The organism is Hymenobacter wooponensis, from assembly GCF_004745865.1.
GTDB classification, from domain to species: Bacteria; Bacteroidota; Bacteroidia; order Cytophagales; family Hymenobacteraceae; genus Hymenobacter; species Hymenobacter wooponensis.
Window position 1 is genome coordinate 730,430 of sequence record NZ_SRKZ01000003.1, and the last position, 16,438, is coordinate 746,867.

Sequence of the window (16,438 nt, forward strand, 5' to 3'; positions counted from 1 at the left end):
TACCTTTTATAACAACTAACCACAAGCACATTTGCCAAAACGTTTAACTAAGGCTTTATCTACTAGGCCAGCTTATTCTACTACTTAACTCTTCTGCTGCATTTCCCACCCGCCTTTCCTGCGGCTAAGTGTTTTTTCATCCCACAACCTCATCCTTTATGCTTACACCTCTAGGTATTCGACAATGGCGTGGCGCCTCTCTACTTCTGCTGGGTTCCGCTGTGGCCCTTCCCCTCACGCCGGCCTGGGCCAGCAGTAATGTAAACGCTGCCGCCGCCTGCGTGGACGTGACGGTGCAAGGGCGCGTTACTGACGATAAGGGAGCCCCCCTGCCCGGCGCAACTATAATTGTTAAAGGAGCCGCGGGAGTAGGAGCCAGCACGGATGCCGAAGGCAACTTCTCGTTGACCCTGCCCACGGGAAACGAAACGATAGTTGTTTCCTCCATTGGCTTTGTGGCTCAGGAGCTTAGCGTAGCTGGCCGTACGTCGCTTACTATTCAGATGGTAACCGATAGCAAAGCCCTGGACGAAGTAGTGGTGGTGGGCTACGGCACCCAGAAGCGCTCCGATATTACGGGGGCCGTGGGCAGCGTGAGCAGCACGGAGATTATGGAGCGGCCCGCCGTGAACATTGCCCAATCATTGCAGGGCCGGGTAGCGGGGGTTGATGTAAACCTGAACTCGGGCCAGCCCGGTAGCAGCCCCATCATTCGGGTGCGGGGGTACGGCTCTATTAATGCCGGCAACAACCCGTTGTACGTGGTGGATGGCGTGTTTTGGGATGCGGGTATCACCTCTCTCAACCCCAACGATATTGAGAGCATTGAAGTCCTGAAGGACGCCTCGGCCACGGCTATCTACGGGGCCCAGGGCAGTAATGGCGTAATCCTAGTGACGACCAAGCGGGGCAAGAAAGGCGCCAGGGTTAGCTACGATACCTTCGTTAGCCTGAGCAAGATTGCTCGGAAGCTGAATCTGCTGGATTCGCGCCAGTTTTTGGCCGCGGAGGACCTGGCCTACCAGAACCTGCAAAAGTTTGATCCAACTGGCTGGGCCGCCGGCAACTACACCAACCGTGACCCCAAGCTAAAGCGGCGTGCCCTGGCCAACCCCAATGACCCCAAGCGGTTGTTTGATGATAGTCTGAACCCGCTGTACGATACTGACTGGCAGGATGAGACTACCAGGACTGGCGTCACCCAAAGCCACAACCTATCGTTTTCGGGGGGCGGTGACCAGCTCACGTATGGGCTGTTTCTGAACTATACCAATGCGCAGGGTACTATCCAGAACACCTATCAAAAGCGCTACAATGCCCGCCTAGTGGTAGACAACCAGGTGAAAAAATGGTTGAAAATTGGGGCCACCATCAATTACGCGAACATTGAAGACCGCGTTGGCAATGACTTCGTGGGGGGCAATAACATCCCGCGCATGATGATTGAGATGATTCCCATCATGCCTGTGAAGTACCCCAACGGCACCTACGCCAAGCGCCAGGACTACCCCGATATGGAAAGCGGGGACAACCCCGTGGCGATTGCCACGGAGGATGAGGAACTGCGCCGCCGACAGGTATTCTCCGCCAATGGCTACGGCGACTTCACCATTCTGCCGGGCTTGAACTTCCGGACCGTGCTGGGCGCCAATATTGAGTCGCGGATGTATCCCTCATTTGCCAGCAACTTAATTCAGCTGCGCGCGCAGCAGAGCTTCGCCAGTATTAGTGCGTATGACGGGAAAGGGCTGCAGTGGCAGAACTACCTGACCTACACCAAACAGTTCGGGCAAAACCACTCCTTGAATGCCGTAGTGGGCGTGGATACCCGTCGCTTCCGCAGCTTGGCCGCAGGAGTTGAAACGCGGGGCTTGATTGATAATGGCTTTGGGTTTTACAACCTGGGGGTGGGCTCTACTCCTTCGCCGCCCACGTCTGATTATCAGGCCGACCAGTTCTTTTCAATTTTCGGGCGCATCAACTACGGATTCAAGGACCGGTACCTCCTGACGCTGACAACTCGCCGGGACGGTTCTTCCCGCTTTGGCCAGGATAACAAGAACGCCATCTTCCCCTCGGCAGCCATTGCCTGGCGCATTTCGGAAGAAGACTTTCTGCGGGGCAACAGCCTGATTTCCGACTTGAAGCTGCGTTTCGGCTACGGCCGGACGGGCAACAGCGGCCCTGATTTCGGTAACTATGTTTCGCAGACTCTACTGAGCACCAACAGCTACGTTATCAGTGGCAACCGCATCAATGGTATCCGACTGGGCACGCTCGGCAACCCTACCCTACGGTGGGAAACGGCCGACCAGTTTGACCTAGGCCTGAACGTAGGCTTGCTGCAAAACCGCGTCACGTTTGAGGGCGACGTGTACCAGCGCACCACCAAGGACCTGCTCCTGCAGGCGCCCGTGCCGCGCAGCAGTGGGTACGGCAGCTACCCAAGCAACATTGGGAGCGTGCGCAACCGCGGGCTGGAGCTAGCGCTGAACACGGTGAACGTCCAAACCACGGATTTCACCTGGTCAACTACGTTCAACATCTCCTTCCTGCAAAACCGCATTCTGGCGCTGGGCGCCGCCGGCGACGATATCTTCCCCGGACCAAACTTCCTGAACGAAACCAACGTGCTTCGGGTAGGCCAGCCGGTAGGCTCCTTTTTCGGCCTGGAGCGCCTGGGCACCTGGAGCACCGCCGAGGCGGACCAAGCCCTTCGCTATAACCGCTTGCCCGGCGACCTGAAGTTTAAAGACCAGAACAACGACGGGCAAATCAATGACCAGGACCGCGTGATTCTGGGCAAGAATATTCCCACGGGGTATGGCTCCTTTATCAATACGCTGCGCTACCGGGGCTTTGACCTGATGCTGGACCTGCAGTTCACGTACGGTAATGACGTGATGAACCTCACGCACCACTCGGCCCTGGACCGTACCGGCCAAGCCAACAGCTACGAGCGGGCGCTGACCGAGGCGTGGACGCCGGAAAATCAGAACACCAGCATTGCGCAGGTGCGTCCCTCCTACCTGCGGTACGACTCCCGCATTGACTCTTACAAGGTAGAGGATGGATCCTTCATTCGCGGCCGTAACCTGGTGCTGGGCTACAACTTCTCGGCGGGCCTGACGGAGAAGCTCAAGCTGTCCCGGTTGCGCGTGTACGCATCGGCCCAGAACTTCTTCCTGTTCACCAAATATAAAGGCTACGACCCGGAAACGTCGACCTTCACCAACGCCTTCTCGCAGGGGATTCAATTCTTCGACTACCCCAAGGCGCGCACTATCACGGCTGGTCTCAACGTGTCTTTCTAACCAATTGCGGAGGGTGCCGTGACGGGAATATACCCTGGCGCTTGCCCCTCCTGCTCTTTTTCAACGCTACTATTATGTTTCCGACGATACAACGCTTAACCCGAACCGTAGCAATGTGCTCGGGCCTGCTGCTCGCCACTACTGGCTGTGACAGCTTTCTCGACGTAGATAGCCGCTCCAACATCCGCCCGGATGACTTCTACGCAACGGCGGGGCAGGCTCAAACGGGCATCGATGGTTTATACCCCAGCCTGCGCATAGTTCAAAATGAAACCGGCTACGGGGAGGCCATCTGGGTGACGCTGGAGCTCATGGCGCTACACGCTACTTCCCTCGGCCAGAGCTTCAACAACAACCAGTTCATCAATCAGAGCATCGACCCGGCTAACCCTTCCTTCTCCAGCGTCTGGAACAGTGCCTATAACGGCATCGGGGCTGCCAACCTGGCCATTACCAAGATTCCGGCTATTGAGATGGATGAGGCGCAGAAAAAGGTGTTGCTGGGACAGGCCTACTTCATCCGCGCCTACCTGTATAATCTGCTCGTACGGCTCTACGGCGACGTGCCACTGATTACGGCCCCGACCACTGGCCCCGGCCCGGACCTGTACCCTAGCCGGGCTCCCAAGATGGAGGTGTATCAATTAATCATTTCGGACCTGCAGGCCGCGGAGACCTCTGGCCTACCCGTAGTGGACCGGAGCGGCCGCATTTCCCAGTCGGCGGTGAAGGCCCTGCTGGCCGACGTGTATTTGACTACTGCTGGCTACCCCCTGCAGCTCAAGGAGAACTATCAGAAAGCCGCCGACAAGGCGGCGGAGCTCATTGATGCGGGCAACTACCCCTTGTTTGTAGATCCCCTAACCGGCGAAGCGCAGTACATCAATCTGCACAACAACGCCAGCAAGAACCAGGGCGAGTTAATTTTGCAAGCGCAGTATGCCAATGGTATTGCTACCAACGCCATTAGCCCTCTGATTGTGCCCTATTTTGCGGGTGTCTCGGTGTACAATGACGAGTTTGGCGCCCTCATCCCCACGGAGGAATTTTATAAAAGCTATGAAAGCGGCGACCTGCGCGCGCAGGAGCGGCAATTCTATTTCTCCAGCTACCCGTCTATTAAGAACTCCGCTGAAATTGTTCAGTTCAAACGGCACGCGCTCTACAAGTACTTTCATCTGGAAAGCGCCCTTAACCGGAACGTGTCGAACGATGAGAACTGGACGTTGATTCGGATGCCCGAGGTCATGCTGATTTACGCCGAGGCTAGCAATGAGGCCAGCGCCACCCCGCCCAAGGCCTACGCCCAGATCAATGCTATTCGTAAGCGCGCCAAGCTGCCCGAGCTAAGGGGCCTCAGCAAAGAGCAGTTTCGCGAGGCCGTCTGGAAGGAGCGCTACCACGAGCTGGCCTACGAAAACAAAGCGTACTTCGACATCCAACGCACCCGCAAAGCCTACGATGTGGTGAACAATCGTTTTGTTGATGTAGTCGGATTCAAGAGTGAAGTAGGTACAACTTTCCAGGAGAAGTACTTGCTGTGGGGACTTCCTTCCGCAGAAATAAACCGCAACAAAAACCTCACGCAGAACCCTGGGTGGTAAATCCGGTGTCGCTGGGCCTGGTGAGAAAGCTTGCAGGCGGTAGTTTGTGGGAATTTCTGCTGCTTGCGGTACTCGCCTGGCCTAGCGCTTTACCACCAGGGCCTGCTTATCTGGGCAAGTTCTGGTGGTAATTTCCGGGCAGTTGTCTACTACTATCAATACTTGCCTATTTTTAAGTACTAAAACCTTTTTGCTGTCCCTAACACGTGCCTATGATGAGCAGTGCTTCCATTGCCTTTCTTACCTCTCTACTGTCGTTCATGGCAAGTGGCGGGGAAAGTATCTGCCACTCTGGCCCCACTAACTCGGTAGAACGGAAGTACTACGAAAAAGAGACTATCACCCGGCAGGGCTACACGCTCACGTTTATTTCTAAAGACTCGGCCTTCAGCGCCAACACGAAGCAGAAGATGATTAACACCTTCTTCGACGTGTACCCGCGCGAGGCCAAACGGTTTAACCCGAAAACGCGCAAGCAAATCACTTTCGTCATCGACCCGGCCTATGCTGGCGTAGCTGCTACCGATGCCGGCGTAGCCACCTACAGCCCCAAGTGGCTGCGTGAGCACCCGGAGGACCTCGACGTGGTAACCCATGAAGTAATGCACGTGGTACAGGCCTACCCGCCTAACTCAGTGGGGTGGCTTACGGAAGGCATTGCCGATTACGTCCGCTACACCTACGGAGTAAATAATGTGAAGGCAAACTGGACCTTACCTGCTTATAAAGAAGGCCAGAGCTACACCAACAGCTACCGAATTACGGCCCGGTTCTTTGTGTGGCTGGAGAAAAACGTCCGCAGCACGCTTATTAATGAGCTGGATAATGCCGCCCGGACGCACACCTATACTCCCGATATCTGGAAGCAGAAAACCGGTAAAACAGTAGACGAGCTATGGGCTGCATACGCCCAAAATCCGGCCCTTGACTTAACCTACCGCTAAAGTACCGCCGCATGCAGCATGAATTTGGCCAGCGTGCAACGCCTACTTTTCATCCACTGCAGCTACAATAGACTGTGTAATAGCTAGGTAAATAGTATTCTTGCTTCGGGCTCACGCTCACCACGCATTGCTTTCCCTGCGCTTCCTCACCTTTCCTAACCGAATGTCTAAACGTCTTTCCGCGCTTGCGGCTCTGTTTCTGCTGGCGGCCCACCTGGCCCCGGCCCAAGTAGCAACCACCGATAAGGACCCCGTGCAATGGGTAAACCCGTTGATTGGCACTGATTCTAAGCCTAGCCTCTCCAACGGTAACACCTACCCCGCGGTAGCTCTGCCCTGGGGCATGAACTTCTGGATGCCGCAGACCGGCAAGATGGGTAACGGATGGGCCTACCAATACTCAGCCGATAAGATGCGGGGCTTTAAGCAGACGCACCAGCCCTCGCCCTGGATGAACGACTACGGGCAGTTTGCCCTCATGCCCATCACGGGCAAGCGCGTGTTTGATGAGGATGAGCGGGCCAGCTGGTTTTCGCACAAGGCGGAAGTGGCCGAGCCCAACTACTACCGTGTGTACCTAGCCGACCACGACGTAGTGACGGAAATTGCGCCCACGGAGCGGGCTGCCCGCTTCCGATTCACCTTCCCCAAAACGGATAGTGCCTACGTGGTGCTCGACGCCCTGGATAAAGGCTCTTACGTGAAGGTGCTGCCAGAGCAGCGCAAAATCATTGGGTACACTACCCGCAATAGTGGTGGCGTACCCAAAAACTTCAAGAATTTCTTTGTGCTGGAGTTCGATCACGACTTTACCAGCACGGCCCTCTACCAAGACAAGAAGCTGGCGAATGGGGTGATGGAGGTGACGGCCAACCACGCCGGCGCCGTAGTGGGCTTCAAAACGCGCAAAGGGGAGCAGGTGAATGCTCGAGTGGCCTCCTCGTTTATCAGCCCCGAGCAGGCCGAGCTAAACCTACGCGAAATTGGCACCAACAACTTCGACGCCATCCGCCAGCAGGGGCGGGCAGCTTGGAACAAGGCCCTAGGCCGCATCGACATTGAGGGCGGTACTCCCGACCAGCGCCGCACGTTTTATTCTTGCCTATATCGCTCATTGCTGTTTCCGCGCAAGCTGTATGAGCTGGATGCTACCGGCAAGGTGATGCACTATAGCCCCTTCAACGGGGAAGTGCTGCCAGGCTATATGTACACCGATACCGGCTTCTGGGACACCTTCCGGGCTCTGTTTCCCTTTCTCAACCTGCTCTACCCCGACGTAAACGCCGAGATTCAGCAGGGCCTCGCCAACGACTATAAGGAGGGCGGGTGGCTGCCGGAATGGGCCAGCCCTGGCTTGCGCAACGTGATGGTGGGCAACAACTCCGCCTCCGTAGTGGCCGATGCTTACCTGAAAGGAATCCGGGGGCAAGATATGAACGTGCTGTACGAAGCCCTGACGCACGGCGCCAACAATGCGGGCCCGATGGAGGCCGTAGGCCGGGCCGGAGTGGCCTACTACAATAAGCTGGGCTACGTGCCTTATGACGTGAAGATCAACGAAAACGCGGCCCGCACCCTGGAGTACGCCTACGACGACTTCACGATTTACCAGCTAGCTAAGGCCTTAAAGCGGCCGAAAAAGGAAATTAATCTGTACGCCAAGCGCAGCCAGAACTACCGCAACCTGTTTGACAAGGAAACGGGGCTGATGCGGGGTAAAAACCAGGATGGCACGTTCCAGAAGCCCTTTAATCCCTTCAAGTGGGGCGATGCCTTCACCGAGGGCAACAGCTGGCACTACACCTGGTCGGTGTTTCATGACGTGCAGGGGCTGATGGACCTGATGGGCGGTAAGGAGAAGTTTGTGGCTCAGCTGGACACCGTCTTTACCCTGCCCCCCGTGTTCGACGATTCTTACTACGGGCAGGTAATCCACGAAATCCGGGAGATGCAGATTGCCAACATGGGTAACTACGCCCACGGCAACCAGCCCATTCAGCACATGCCTTACCTGTATAACTACGCCGGGCAGCCCTGGAAAACGCAGTACTGGGTGCGCGAGGTGCTGAACCGTCTTTACCTACCTACTTCCGACGGCTACTGCGGCGACGAAGACAACGGCCAGACCTCGGCGTGGTACGTTTTTTCAGCGCTGGGCTTCTACCCCGTCTGCCCCGGCACCGACCAGTACGTTTTGGGCGCGCCCCTCTTCCCGAAGGCCACCTTGCATTTACCCTCGGGCAAGGATATTGTGCTCAACGCCAGCAAGAACTCCAGCGAGAACCGCTACGTGAACCAGCTGACGATGAACGGCAAGACCTACGACAAAAACTACCTCAGCCACGAGGAGCTGCTGAAAGGTGCTACCCTCGACTTTGACATGAGCGCGACCCCCAACAAGAGTCGCGGCACGAAAGCCGACGCTGCCCCTTTTTCCGTGTCGAAAGCGAAATAACCCGCCGCATGGCTGCTCGGGGCGCTGGTCACCCATGTGGGAGGCTGGGCGGCCCGGGCAGCTGTATGTTGTGCATTCCATCTCCCATCCTACCCACCGCATGAACCGCAGATCCTTCGTCCAGGGTGTTTCCCTGCTTACCGCCAGCGTATTTTTCAAGCAGTACTCCTTTGCCAGTACGGCCCCGGCCTTCCCGGTGGTGCGGCCGGCAGTGGAGAAACGGCGCTTTCGGAGCCGTTCGGTTGAAGCAGCCATTGCGGAGTTCAACAAGAAGGTGAAAGACAAGGAGCTAGGGTGGCTGTTTGCTAACTGCTTCCCCAGCACCCTGGATACCACCGTCACTCACACTACCCTGCAGGGCCGCCCCGATACGTACGTCATTACCGGCGACATTGACGCCATGTGGCTGCGCGACAGCTCGGCCCAGGTGTGGCCCTACCTGCAGTTTGTAAACAAAGATGCCGAGCTGCGGCAGCTGATTGCCGGGGTTATCAACCGGCAGACGCGCTGCATCATCAAGGACCCTTATGCTAACGCGTTCTATGGCGATGATACGAAGGTAGGCGAATGGAAGTCGGACCTGACAAAAATGCAGCCGGGCGTGCACGAGCGGAAGTGGGAAATTGACTCCCTGTGCTATCCCATCCGACTGGCCTACCACTACTGGAAAACCACCAACGATGCCGCTCCTTTTGATGCGCAGTGGCAGCAGGCCATAAAAAAGACGTTGCAGACGTTTCGGGAGCAACAGCGCAAGGATGGCCTAGGCCCCTACAAGTTTCAGCGTCAGACGGCTACGTCTACCGACACCCAGCCCATGAGCGGCTACGGTTACCCCGTGCGGCCCGTAGGGCTCATCTGCTCCTCCTTCCGCCCCAGCGACGACGCTTCCCTCTACTCCTTCTTGGTACCCAGCAACTTCTTCGCGGTGGTAAGCTTGCGCCAGGCCAGTGAGATGATGACGGCTCTGGCCAAGGATGCCGCTACCGCCCAAGAGTTAACGGCCCTCGCCAACGAAGTAGAAGCCGCCCTGCGCCAGTACGCCGTGGTGAAGCACCCTCAGCACGGCGACCTATACGCCTATGAGGTAGACGGCTTCGGCAGCCACGTGCTCATGGACGACGCCAACGTGCCTAGCCTAGTAGCCCTGCCCTACCTGGGTGCCGTGCCCCTCACTGACGCCGTGTATCAGAATACCCGCAAGTTTTTGCTATCCACCGCTAATCCCTTTTTTTTCAAGGGCAGTGCCGCTGAGGGCATTGGCGGGCCGCACGTGGGGCAAGACATGATTTGGCCCATTGCCATTACTACCCGCGGCCTTACCAGCACCAACGATGCCGAAATCAGGGCCTGCGTGCAGAGCCTGAAGGCCACCCACGCGGGCACGGGCTACATGCACGAGTCCTTTCATAAGGACGACGCCAGCAAGTTTACCCGGTCGTGGTTTGCCTGGGCCAACACCATTTTTGGCGAGTTCCTCTGGAAAGTGTACCAAGAAAAGCCTCAGTTATTAGCCTGAAGTGGCCTAGCGAGTTTTTCTTCTTCTGTGCTCGTTGTTTTGGACCGGAGTTGCGCAACTCTCTGTGTCTAGGCCACTAAGCTGCGCCTATTCTTCTCTCGCCCGCTGGGCTGCTCTACATCGCAGCTCAGCGGGCGAAGGTTGTTTTAGGGCTGGTGAGTAAGCCAGCGGGTTACACTTAAGCTGCAGAAAGTATTCAGAGTAACTTGCCTTAGCAAGGCTACCATCTGATGGTCTCCTTCCGCCGTATCAGCTCTAGATGTATGCAGGCCTTGGTCGCGTTGGTTGTGTTTATAATGATGGGCAGTTTGGTGCCCATAAACCGCGACTTTCGCCAGACGCCCGATGGCATTCCCATCTTTGTGGTCTCCAACGGGCTGCACACTGATGTAGTGCTGCCCTTGCGGGAAGCCCGTACCGGTCAGGATTGGTTACAGGAGCTGCACCAGCCTGCCCTCACGGCCCAATTTCGCCAGTACCAATACGTGGCGTTTGGCTGGGGCAACGAAGGATTTTATCTGGGCTCCATGGGCCATAAATTTCCGGGGCCGAAAGCCGTGCTGGGGGCGCTGTTTCCCTCCAAAACGCTGATGCACGTTGATTTCTATCGTGGCACCCCTAAAGCCGGCGAGCTAGTAGTGCCCTTGCGTATATCTCCCACGGAATATCAGCGCCTTACAGCGTACGTACGCAACTCTTTCCAAGCTCCGGACAGCCTAGGCCAGTACCAGTTGCGCCTTCCCAAAGGGTATGCCTCAGAAGACTTTTTCTTCCTGGCCCGGGGCCGCTACTCTGCCTGGCGTACTTGCAACGACTGGACCAATCAAGGCCTGAAAAACTCTGGAATCAGAGCGGCGCTGAAGGCACCATTTGCCGCCAGCGTTCTGTTCCAAGCTCGACAGTCATTGTACCGTGTTGATAAAAATTATTAACAAGAAACCTTTTTCAGTATTATTTCATATTTATACTTATTTCCTTTACACAACCTTGGTGCGATTTCTGCGCTATTAGAAAAGTATAACAAGCTTTTCATTTTACAGTTTGGGCGATGTTGGACGTATACCGGGAAGTACTGCCAAATGGATTCCTGTTGATCTTGTCTCCGGAGGCGTCTTCTTCTGATGAAGTAAAGCTTAGCCGAGCGCTGCACCGCGCTACTAGAAGCGACAAACAGGCAATTTTGATTGATTTCAGCTTAGTTGAGAGTATTTCTGACGAAGCTATTGACTTACTGCTGGCGTATGCATTCATGCTGCATGCCCAGGACCGCCGTTTAATCCTGTGCCATGTACCCCAACCAGTGCAGCACCATTTCATTTATCTGGATGCGGCATCTCAACCGTTGTTAGTGCCTTCTTTGTTAGATGCTATTCACGAAATTGAGGTCAATCTCGGCAGGAACCTGATCCAGGACCCCGAGCAATCCAATCGGCTGCGTTAAGCAACAAGGCTCAGAATTCCCAGGGGTTCGGCGTACCTTCGCGGCCGTATTTCTGCACCCCCTGACGATCTGATGAGCGCACAGAAGCCTAGCATCCCCCGTGGCACCCGCGACTTCGGCCCGGCCGTAGTAGCCCGCCGCAACTATATATTCGGTATCATCCGCCGCACCTTCGAGAAGTTTGGCTACGCCCCGCTCGAAACGCCTACGTTGGAGAACTTGTCGGTGCTTACTGGCAAGTACGGCGAAGAAGGCGACCAGCTGCTATTCAAGGTGTTGAACTCTGGTGACTTCGCGAAGGATGTGACTCCAGAAGACCTTGCAGCTGAGAACCGGAGCAAGCGCATCCTGCCCAAAGTAGCCGAGAAAGGTCTGCGTTACGACCTGACGGTGCCCTTTGCGCGCTACGTGGTAATGAACCGCAACACGCTCGTTTTCCCCTTCAAGCGCTACCAGATTCAGCCAGTATGGCGCGCCGACCGCCCCCAGCGTGGCCGCTACCGTGAGTTTTACCAGTGCGACGCCGACGTAGTAGGCACCGACTCGCTGCTGTGCGAGGCAGAAATTGTGCTGATGATGTCGGAGGTGCTTACCCAGTTAGGCCTTACCGAGCACACTATCAAGATCAATCACCGGCGCGTGTTGGGGGCTTTTTATCAGGCCCTGGGCGGCGAAGGCACTGAGGTAGACCTGTTCACGGCCATTGACAAGCTCGATAAGATTGGCCGCGAGGGCGTGGAGAAGGAGCTTGCCGGGCGGGGCTTCTCCCCAGCTGCTACGGAGCGCCTATTCGACCTGCTGGGCGTGGGCGGCGACTTTGCTGAGAAGCTGGAGCGCCTACTGGCGGCCTTCGTGACGGCCGGAGTAGAGCCTGAAAATGCCGATGGCTACAAAGGCCTGCAGGATCTGAAGCGCGTGTACGACTACCTGGTCAGCTTTGGGTTTGACAAATTTGAGAACCTGGAGTTTGACGTAACGCTGGCCCGCGGCCTGAGCTACTACACGGGCTGCATCTTCGAAATCAAGATTAATAACGTGAACATGGGCAGCGTGTCGGGCGGTGGCCGCTACGACAACCTCACCGGCGCCTTCGGGCTACCCGGCGTGTCGGGCGTGGGCTTCTCCTTCGGCGTCGACCGGCTCTACGACTGCCTGGATGAGCTGAACCTGTTCCCACCCGATGCCGCTACCACCACGCGCTGCTTGGTAGCCAACTTTGATGCGGAGAGCGAGGCCGCCGTGCTGCCCGTACTGCGCCAGCTGCGGGAAGCCGGCATTCCGAGTGAGCTATTCCCGGAGGCGGGCAAGCTGAAAAAGCAGTTCCAGTACGCCGACCAGAAGGGCATTCCGTACGTGTTGCTGCAGGGCTCGGAGGAACGCGCCGCCGGACAATTCAAGCTCAAAAACCTGGGCACTGGCGAAGAGCGTACAGTTTCGCTGGAGGAAGTACTGGCTGAGCTGGCCAAGTAGAGCAACCGGATTAGTAGTTGGAACGTCATGCTGCGCTAGCCGGAGCATGACGTTCTATTTTTTGGTTACGCCGGAAACACTCACTTTTGGCAATTCCTGCGGCTCCACCCGCCGTTTCCCCACCACTCTCCACCCCATGGCTCAGGATTTCGCCCTCACCCCTTCCACCCATCTTGATCTGGCTACGCTAGGCCACTTGATTCGCACCAACGCCCGCGTGGTGCTTAGTGACGAAGCCACCCAGCGGATCATGGCTTGCCACCAGTACCTGCACAACCGCCTAGAAACCACGCCCGATGCCCCCATTTATGGCATCAACACCGGGTTTGGCGCTCTGTGCGACAAGGCTATTGCCCCCGAGCAACGCCAGCAGCTGCAGGTGAACCTGATGATGTCGCACGCCTGCGGCACTGGTGAGGAGGTACCGGCGGAGCTGGTGCGGCTGATGCTGTTGCTGAAAGCCCAGAGCCTGAGCTACGGCCACAGCGGCGTGCAGCTCAGCACCGTACAGCGCCTGCTTGATTTTTATAACCGCGAGATGCTGCCGGTGGTGTATCAGCAGGGCTCCCTGGGGGCCAGCGGCGACCTGGCCCCATTGGCGCACTTGTGCCTGCCGCTGCTAGGCCTAGGTGAGGTAAACTATATGGGCTACCGATTGTCGGCGGCCGACGCGCAGAGCTTGTTTAGCTGGGCACCGCTCACCCTGCAGGCCAAAGAAGGACTGGCTCTGCTGAACGGCACGCAGTTTATGCTGGCCTACGCGGTGCATAGCCTGCTGCGGGTGCAACGCCTGCTGGCTGCCGCCGACGTTATCGGGGCCTTATCCCTGGAAGCATTTGGTGGGCGCAGTGAGCCATTTGATGAGCGGCTTCACCGCATTCGGCCCCACGCCGGGCAGCTCACGGTAGCGCAGCGGGTGCGGGAGTTGCTGGCGGGCAGCGAGCTGCAGCAGCTCCCTCGCCACGCCGTGCAAGACCCCTACTCTTTCCGGTGCATGCCCCAGGTGCACGGCGCCTCCCGCGATGCCCTGGCCTACGTGCAGCAGGTAGTAGAAACCGAGTGCAATGCCGTAACCGACAACCCCAACATCTTCCCCGATGACGACGCTATTCTCAGCGGGGGTAACTTTCATGGGCAGCCGCTGGCGCTGGCACTGGATATGCTGGCCATAGCCGTGGCTGAGCTGGGCAGCATCTCGGAGCGCCGCACCTACCAACTCATCAGTGGGCAGCGTGGGCTCCCTCCCTTCCTGGTAGCCGAGCCGGGCCTGAACTCGGGCCTGATGATTCCGCAATACACCGCCGCGGGCATTGTGAGCCAGAACAAGCAACTGTGCACGCCGGCTTCTGTGGATAGCATTGTGAGCAGCAACGGGCAGGAAGACCACGTGAGCATGGGTGCCAATGCTGCCACCAAAGCCCGCCGTGTGGTAGAAAATGTGGAGCAGTTGCTGGGCATTGAACTCTTCAACGCCGCCCAAGCTCTGGCTTTCCGGCGGCCGGCCCGCACGTCGGAGGCGCTAGAGCAGGTGGCAACGGCTTTCCGTGAGAAGGTGACGTTTGTAAGCCAAGACCGGATACTATATCCCGACCTGCACGCTGCGGCGGCTTTCGTGCGGACGTATGCCTGGGAGTAACAGCTACCGACAGCCGACAAGGAAGCTATTTTAGCGGCGGCACAAACGCAATGATCTCAGTTTACCGTTATGGCATGGTGAATAAACGCTTACTGTCCTTTTTGCTGTGCTGGGCCTTTATCCTGGTACCGTCTGCCGTCGTCTGGGCCCAGTGCGTAGCTACGCCCAATTCTGGGGCCAACTTTCGAGTGTTTGACGTAGCCACCAAGCAAGAGGTGCAGGCGCTGTGCGTAGGCCGGCAAGTACGCTTAAAGGATGCCAGCGGCCGGCAGCTCGACCCAGCGCAGGTGTATTACCAGAAAACAGCGGCCATTGTGTGCAGCGGGTTTCAGGATACTAGCACCTTTTATACCCCCACGGCGGCGGGCAGCATAACTATCTCCCAGAACACCCAAAACCCGCAGCCCAATAGCTCAGGGCTCATCTTCGCCCGTACCTTTCCGGTAAAAGCCACCCCTCCACCGACCTTCGACCTCGTAGCTTGCTCAGCAGGCCTCGTGCAGATTACGGTGACGGACCAAACCTATGACCAATATACTGTAACGATAGGCGGGCAGGTGGTACAGCCCAACCCGCGGCCTAACGCACCAGTTACCTACACTACCAACGGGGCAACCTCCGTCACGCTCACGGGCTCTTACAACTCGCCCACGCTCTGCACCAACAACTTAACCAAGACTTTCACCCCCCTACCAGCCCCTCAGCGGCCCACTATTCAGCGGCTTACGGTGCAGACAGGAGGCAATGCGCTGTTTCAGTTTGGCCCGCTGCAAACCCAATATCAGTACAGCTTACAGGTGAATGACGCGGCGGTAGGAGGCTTCCGGACTGTAGCTACTATTGACCCCGCTTCTACTAGCTACACATTAGCTAACGCCACGCTACCTGGCTGCTATCGGCTGCTGTTGCGGGATGCCTGCCAAACGTCCGCGCCCCTGCCTTCCTTGACGGAAGTATGCTCGGTGACGCTGACCGCCACTTCACTGGAAGCCCGCAACCGCCTGACGTGGGTTACCAGCCAGCAGGGCACCGTTGAAATTACCCGCAATGGCCAGCCACTAGTGCAGTTGCCTGCTGGCACCCGGCAATACGAAGACACCGCCGTTACCTGCGGAGTGGCCTACACCTACCGGATTAGTGCCACGGCGGGTGGCAGCACCTCCGTTTCTAATGAGTCGGCGGTTACAACTACTTCAAGCTTGGCTCCGGCTGCCCCGCGCCTCACGGCCTCTTTCAACCTATTGAACCAAGTGGAGCTTACGGCCGAGGTACCCCGCAGTTCCAGCGGGGGGCAGCTCACGTACCTACGCAATGGGGCGGCCCTGCGCACTACCACCAGCCGTACCCTCCGCGACTCTACCTTGACCCTGCCGCAGGCCTTATGCTACACGGCGCGGTTTCAGGATGCCTGCGGCAACCGCTCCAGCGAGAGTGCTGCCGTGTGTCCCGTGGTGCTTTCGGCTAGTAGTGCCAATGCGGAGGGCACGTTGGTCCGGTTGAGCTGGAGCGCCCTACGCGGCCCCGATCCGGCGGCTCCGGTAACCTACCGGGTGCTTGTGCTATCTGCCAACAATGCGGTTCTTAGCTCCATATCGGCGGGTGCTGCCCTCTCGTTACCCGCGTTGGCACCACTACTCAACCAGCAAGACCAGCAGGTGCTGCGCTACCGCGTGGAGGCCACCGGGGGTGGCCTAGCTAGCCCCAGCTACTCCAATGTGGCCACCGTGGCGCGGGCGGTGAAGCTCTTCGTCCCGACAGCTTTTACACCTAATGGCGACGGCCTCAACGATGTACTAGAACTCAGGGGCCGCTACCTCGATAACTTCCGGTTTGTAGTCATCGACCGCAACGGCCAGGAAGTATTCCGGGCTACTACCCGCAGCCAAACCTGGGATGGCCGGATTGGTACTACTGCACCGGTGCCCGGCGCCTACGTGTGGCGCTTCGAGGCCAATGACCAAGCTGGGCAACATGTGGTGCAGCAAGGCACTGTCACGATTTTGCGGTAAGCGCTAGGTCACTTGGCTCTGTATTTAGTCCAGCAGCTAGCCCCGC

Annotated in this window: 10 protein-coding genes; all 10 read left to right on the forward strand. The window is 57.5% G+C overall.

Annotated elements, in window-relative coordinates:
• The first annotated feature begins 158 nt into the window (after positions 1-158).
• The 10 genes from EU557_RS13295 (at position 159) to EU557_RS13340 (ending at position 16,392) form a co-directional block, all read left to right on the forward strand.
• Positions 159-3,314: a SusC/RagA family TonB-linked outer membrane protein gene (locus EU557_RS13295; RefSeq protein ID WP_135530919.1), complete on the forward strand. Its 3,156-nt coding sequence runs from the start codon at positions 159-161 to the stop codon at positions 3,312-3,314.
• Between the two features lie 74 nt (positions 3,315-3,388).
• Positions 3,389-4,918 (forward strand): RagB/SusD family nutrient uptake outer membrane protein, encoded by a 1,530-nt coding sequence (locus EU557_RS13300; RefSeq protein WP_135530920.1) that lies wholly within the window; start codon positions 3,389-3,391, stop codon positions 4,916-4,918.
• Positions 4,919-5,130: 212 nt separating this feature from the next.
• A complete protein-coding gene (locus EU557_RS13305) occupies positions 5,131-5,862 on the forward strand; it encodes a basic secretory protein-like protein (protein WP_210116040.1) in 732 nt (243 codons plus the stop codon).
• Between the two features lie 163 nt (positions 5,863-6,025).
• Positions 6,026-8,317 carry a GH92 family glycosyl hydrolase gene (locus EU557_RS13310; protein ID WP_135530921.1) on the forward strand — a complete coding sequence of 764 codons (2,292 nt, stop codon included), beginning with the start codon at positions 6,026-6,028 and terminating at the stop codon, positions 8,315-8,317.
• A 100-nt stretch (positions 8,318-8,417) separates the two neighbouring features.
• Positions 8,418-9,836: a glycoside hydrolase family 125 protein gene (locus EU557_RS13315; RefSeq protein WP_135530922.1), complete on the forward strand. Its 1,419-nt coding sequence runs from the start codon at positions 8,418-8,420 to the stop codon at positions 9,834-9,836.
• Between the two features lie 263 nt (positions 9,837-10,099).
• On the forward strand, positions 10,100-10,768 hold the full coding sequence (locus EU557_RS13320) for a TIGR02117 family protein (protein WP_167855192.1): 669 nt from the start codon (positions 10,100-10,102) through the stop codon (positions 10,766-10,768).
• Between the two features lie 116 nt (positions 10,769-10,884).
• Complete coding sequence (locus EU557_RS13325; protein WP_135530924.1) at positions 10,885-11,277, forward strand: STAS domain-containing protein; 393 nt, start codon at positions 10,885-10,887, stop codon at positions 11,275-11,277.
• A gap of 72 nt (positions 11,278-11,349) precedes the next feature.
• Positions 11,350-12,747 carry a histidine--tRNA ligase gene (gene hisS / locus EU557_RS13330; protein ID WP_135530925.1) on the forward strand — a complete coding sequence of 466 codons (1,398 nt, stop codon included), beginning with the start codon at positions 11,350-11,352 and terminating at the stop codon, positions 12,745-12,747.
• A 136-nt stretch (positions 12,748-12,883) separates the two neighbouring features.
• The gene (gene hutH / locus EU557_RS13335) at positions 12,884-14,383 is read left to right on the forward strand and encodes a histidine ammonia-lyase (protein ID WP_135531046.1); all 1,500 of its coding nucleotides are present in this window, start codon (positions 12,884-12,886) and stop codon (positions 14,381-14,383) included.
• Positions 14,384-14,457: 74 nt separating this feature from the next.
• Complete coding sequence (locus tag EU557_RS13340) at positions 14,458-16,392, forward strand: T9SS type B sorting domain-containing protein (RefSeq protein WP_167855193.1); 1,935 nt, start codon at positions 14,458-14,460, stop codon at positions 16,390-16,392.
• Positions 16,393-16,438: the final 46 nt, after the last annotated feature.

Coding starts and splice junctions, on each gene's coding strand:
- EU557_RS13300 (WP_135530920.1), top strand. CDS start 3,389: ATGTTTCCGACGATACAACGCTTAACCCGAACCGTAGCAATGTGCTCG.
- EU557_RS13295 (WP_135530919.1), top strand. CDS start 159: ATGCTTACACCTCTAGGTATTCGACAATGGCGTGGCGCCTCTCTACTT.
- hutH (WP_135531046.1), top strand. CDS start 12,884: ATGGCTCAGGATTTCGCCCTCACCCCTTCCACCCATCTTGATCTGGCT.
- EU557_RS13305 (WP_210116040.1), top strand. CDS start 5,131: ATGATGAGCAGTGCTTCCATTGCCTTTCTTACCTCTCTACTGTCGTTC.
- EU557_RS13325 (WP_135530924.1), top strand. CDS start 10,885: ATGTTGGACGTATACCGGGAAGTACTGCCAAATGGATTCCTGTTGATC.
- EU557_RS13340 (WP_167855193.1), top strand. CDS start 14,458: ATGGTGAATAAACGCTTACTGTCCTTTTTGCTGTGCTGGGCCTTTATC.
- EU557_RS13310 (WP_135530921.1), top strand. CDS start 6,026: ATGTCTAAACGTCTTTCCGCGCTTGCGGCTCTGTTTCTGCTGGCGGCC.
- EU557_RS13315 (WP_135530922.1), top strand. CDS start 8,418: ATGAACCGCAGATCCTTCGTCCAGGGTGTTTCCCTGCTTACCGCCAGC.
- EU557_RS13320 (WP_167855192.1), top strand. CDS start 10,100: ATGCAGGCCTTGGTCGCGTTGGTTGTGTTTATAATGATGGGCAGTTTG.
- hisS (WP_135530925.1), top strand. CDS start 11,350: ATGAGCGCACAGAAGCCTAGCATCCCCCGTGGCACCCGCGACTTCGGC.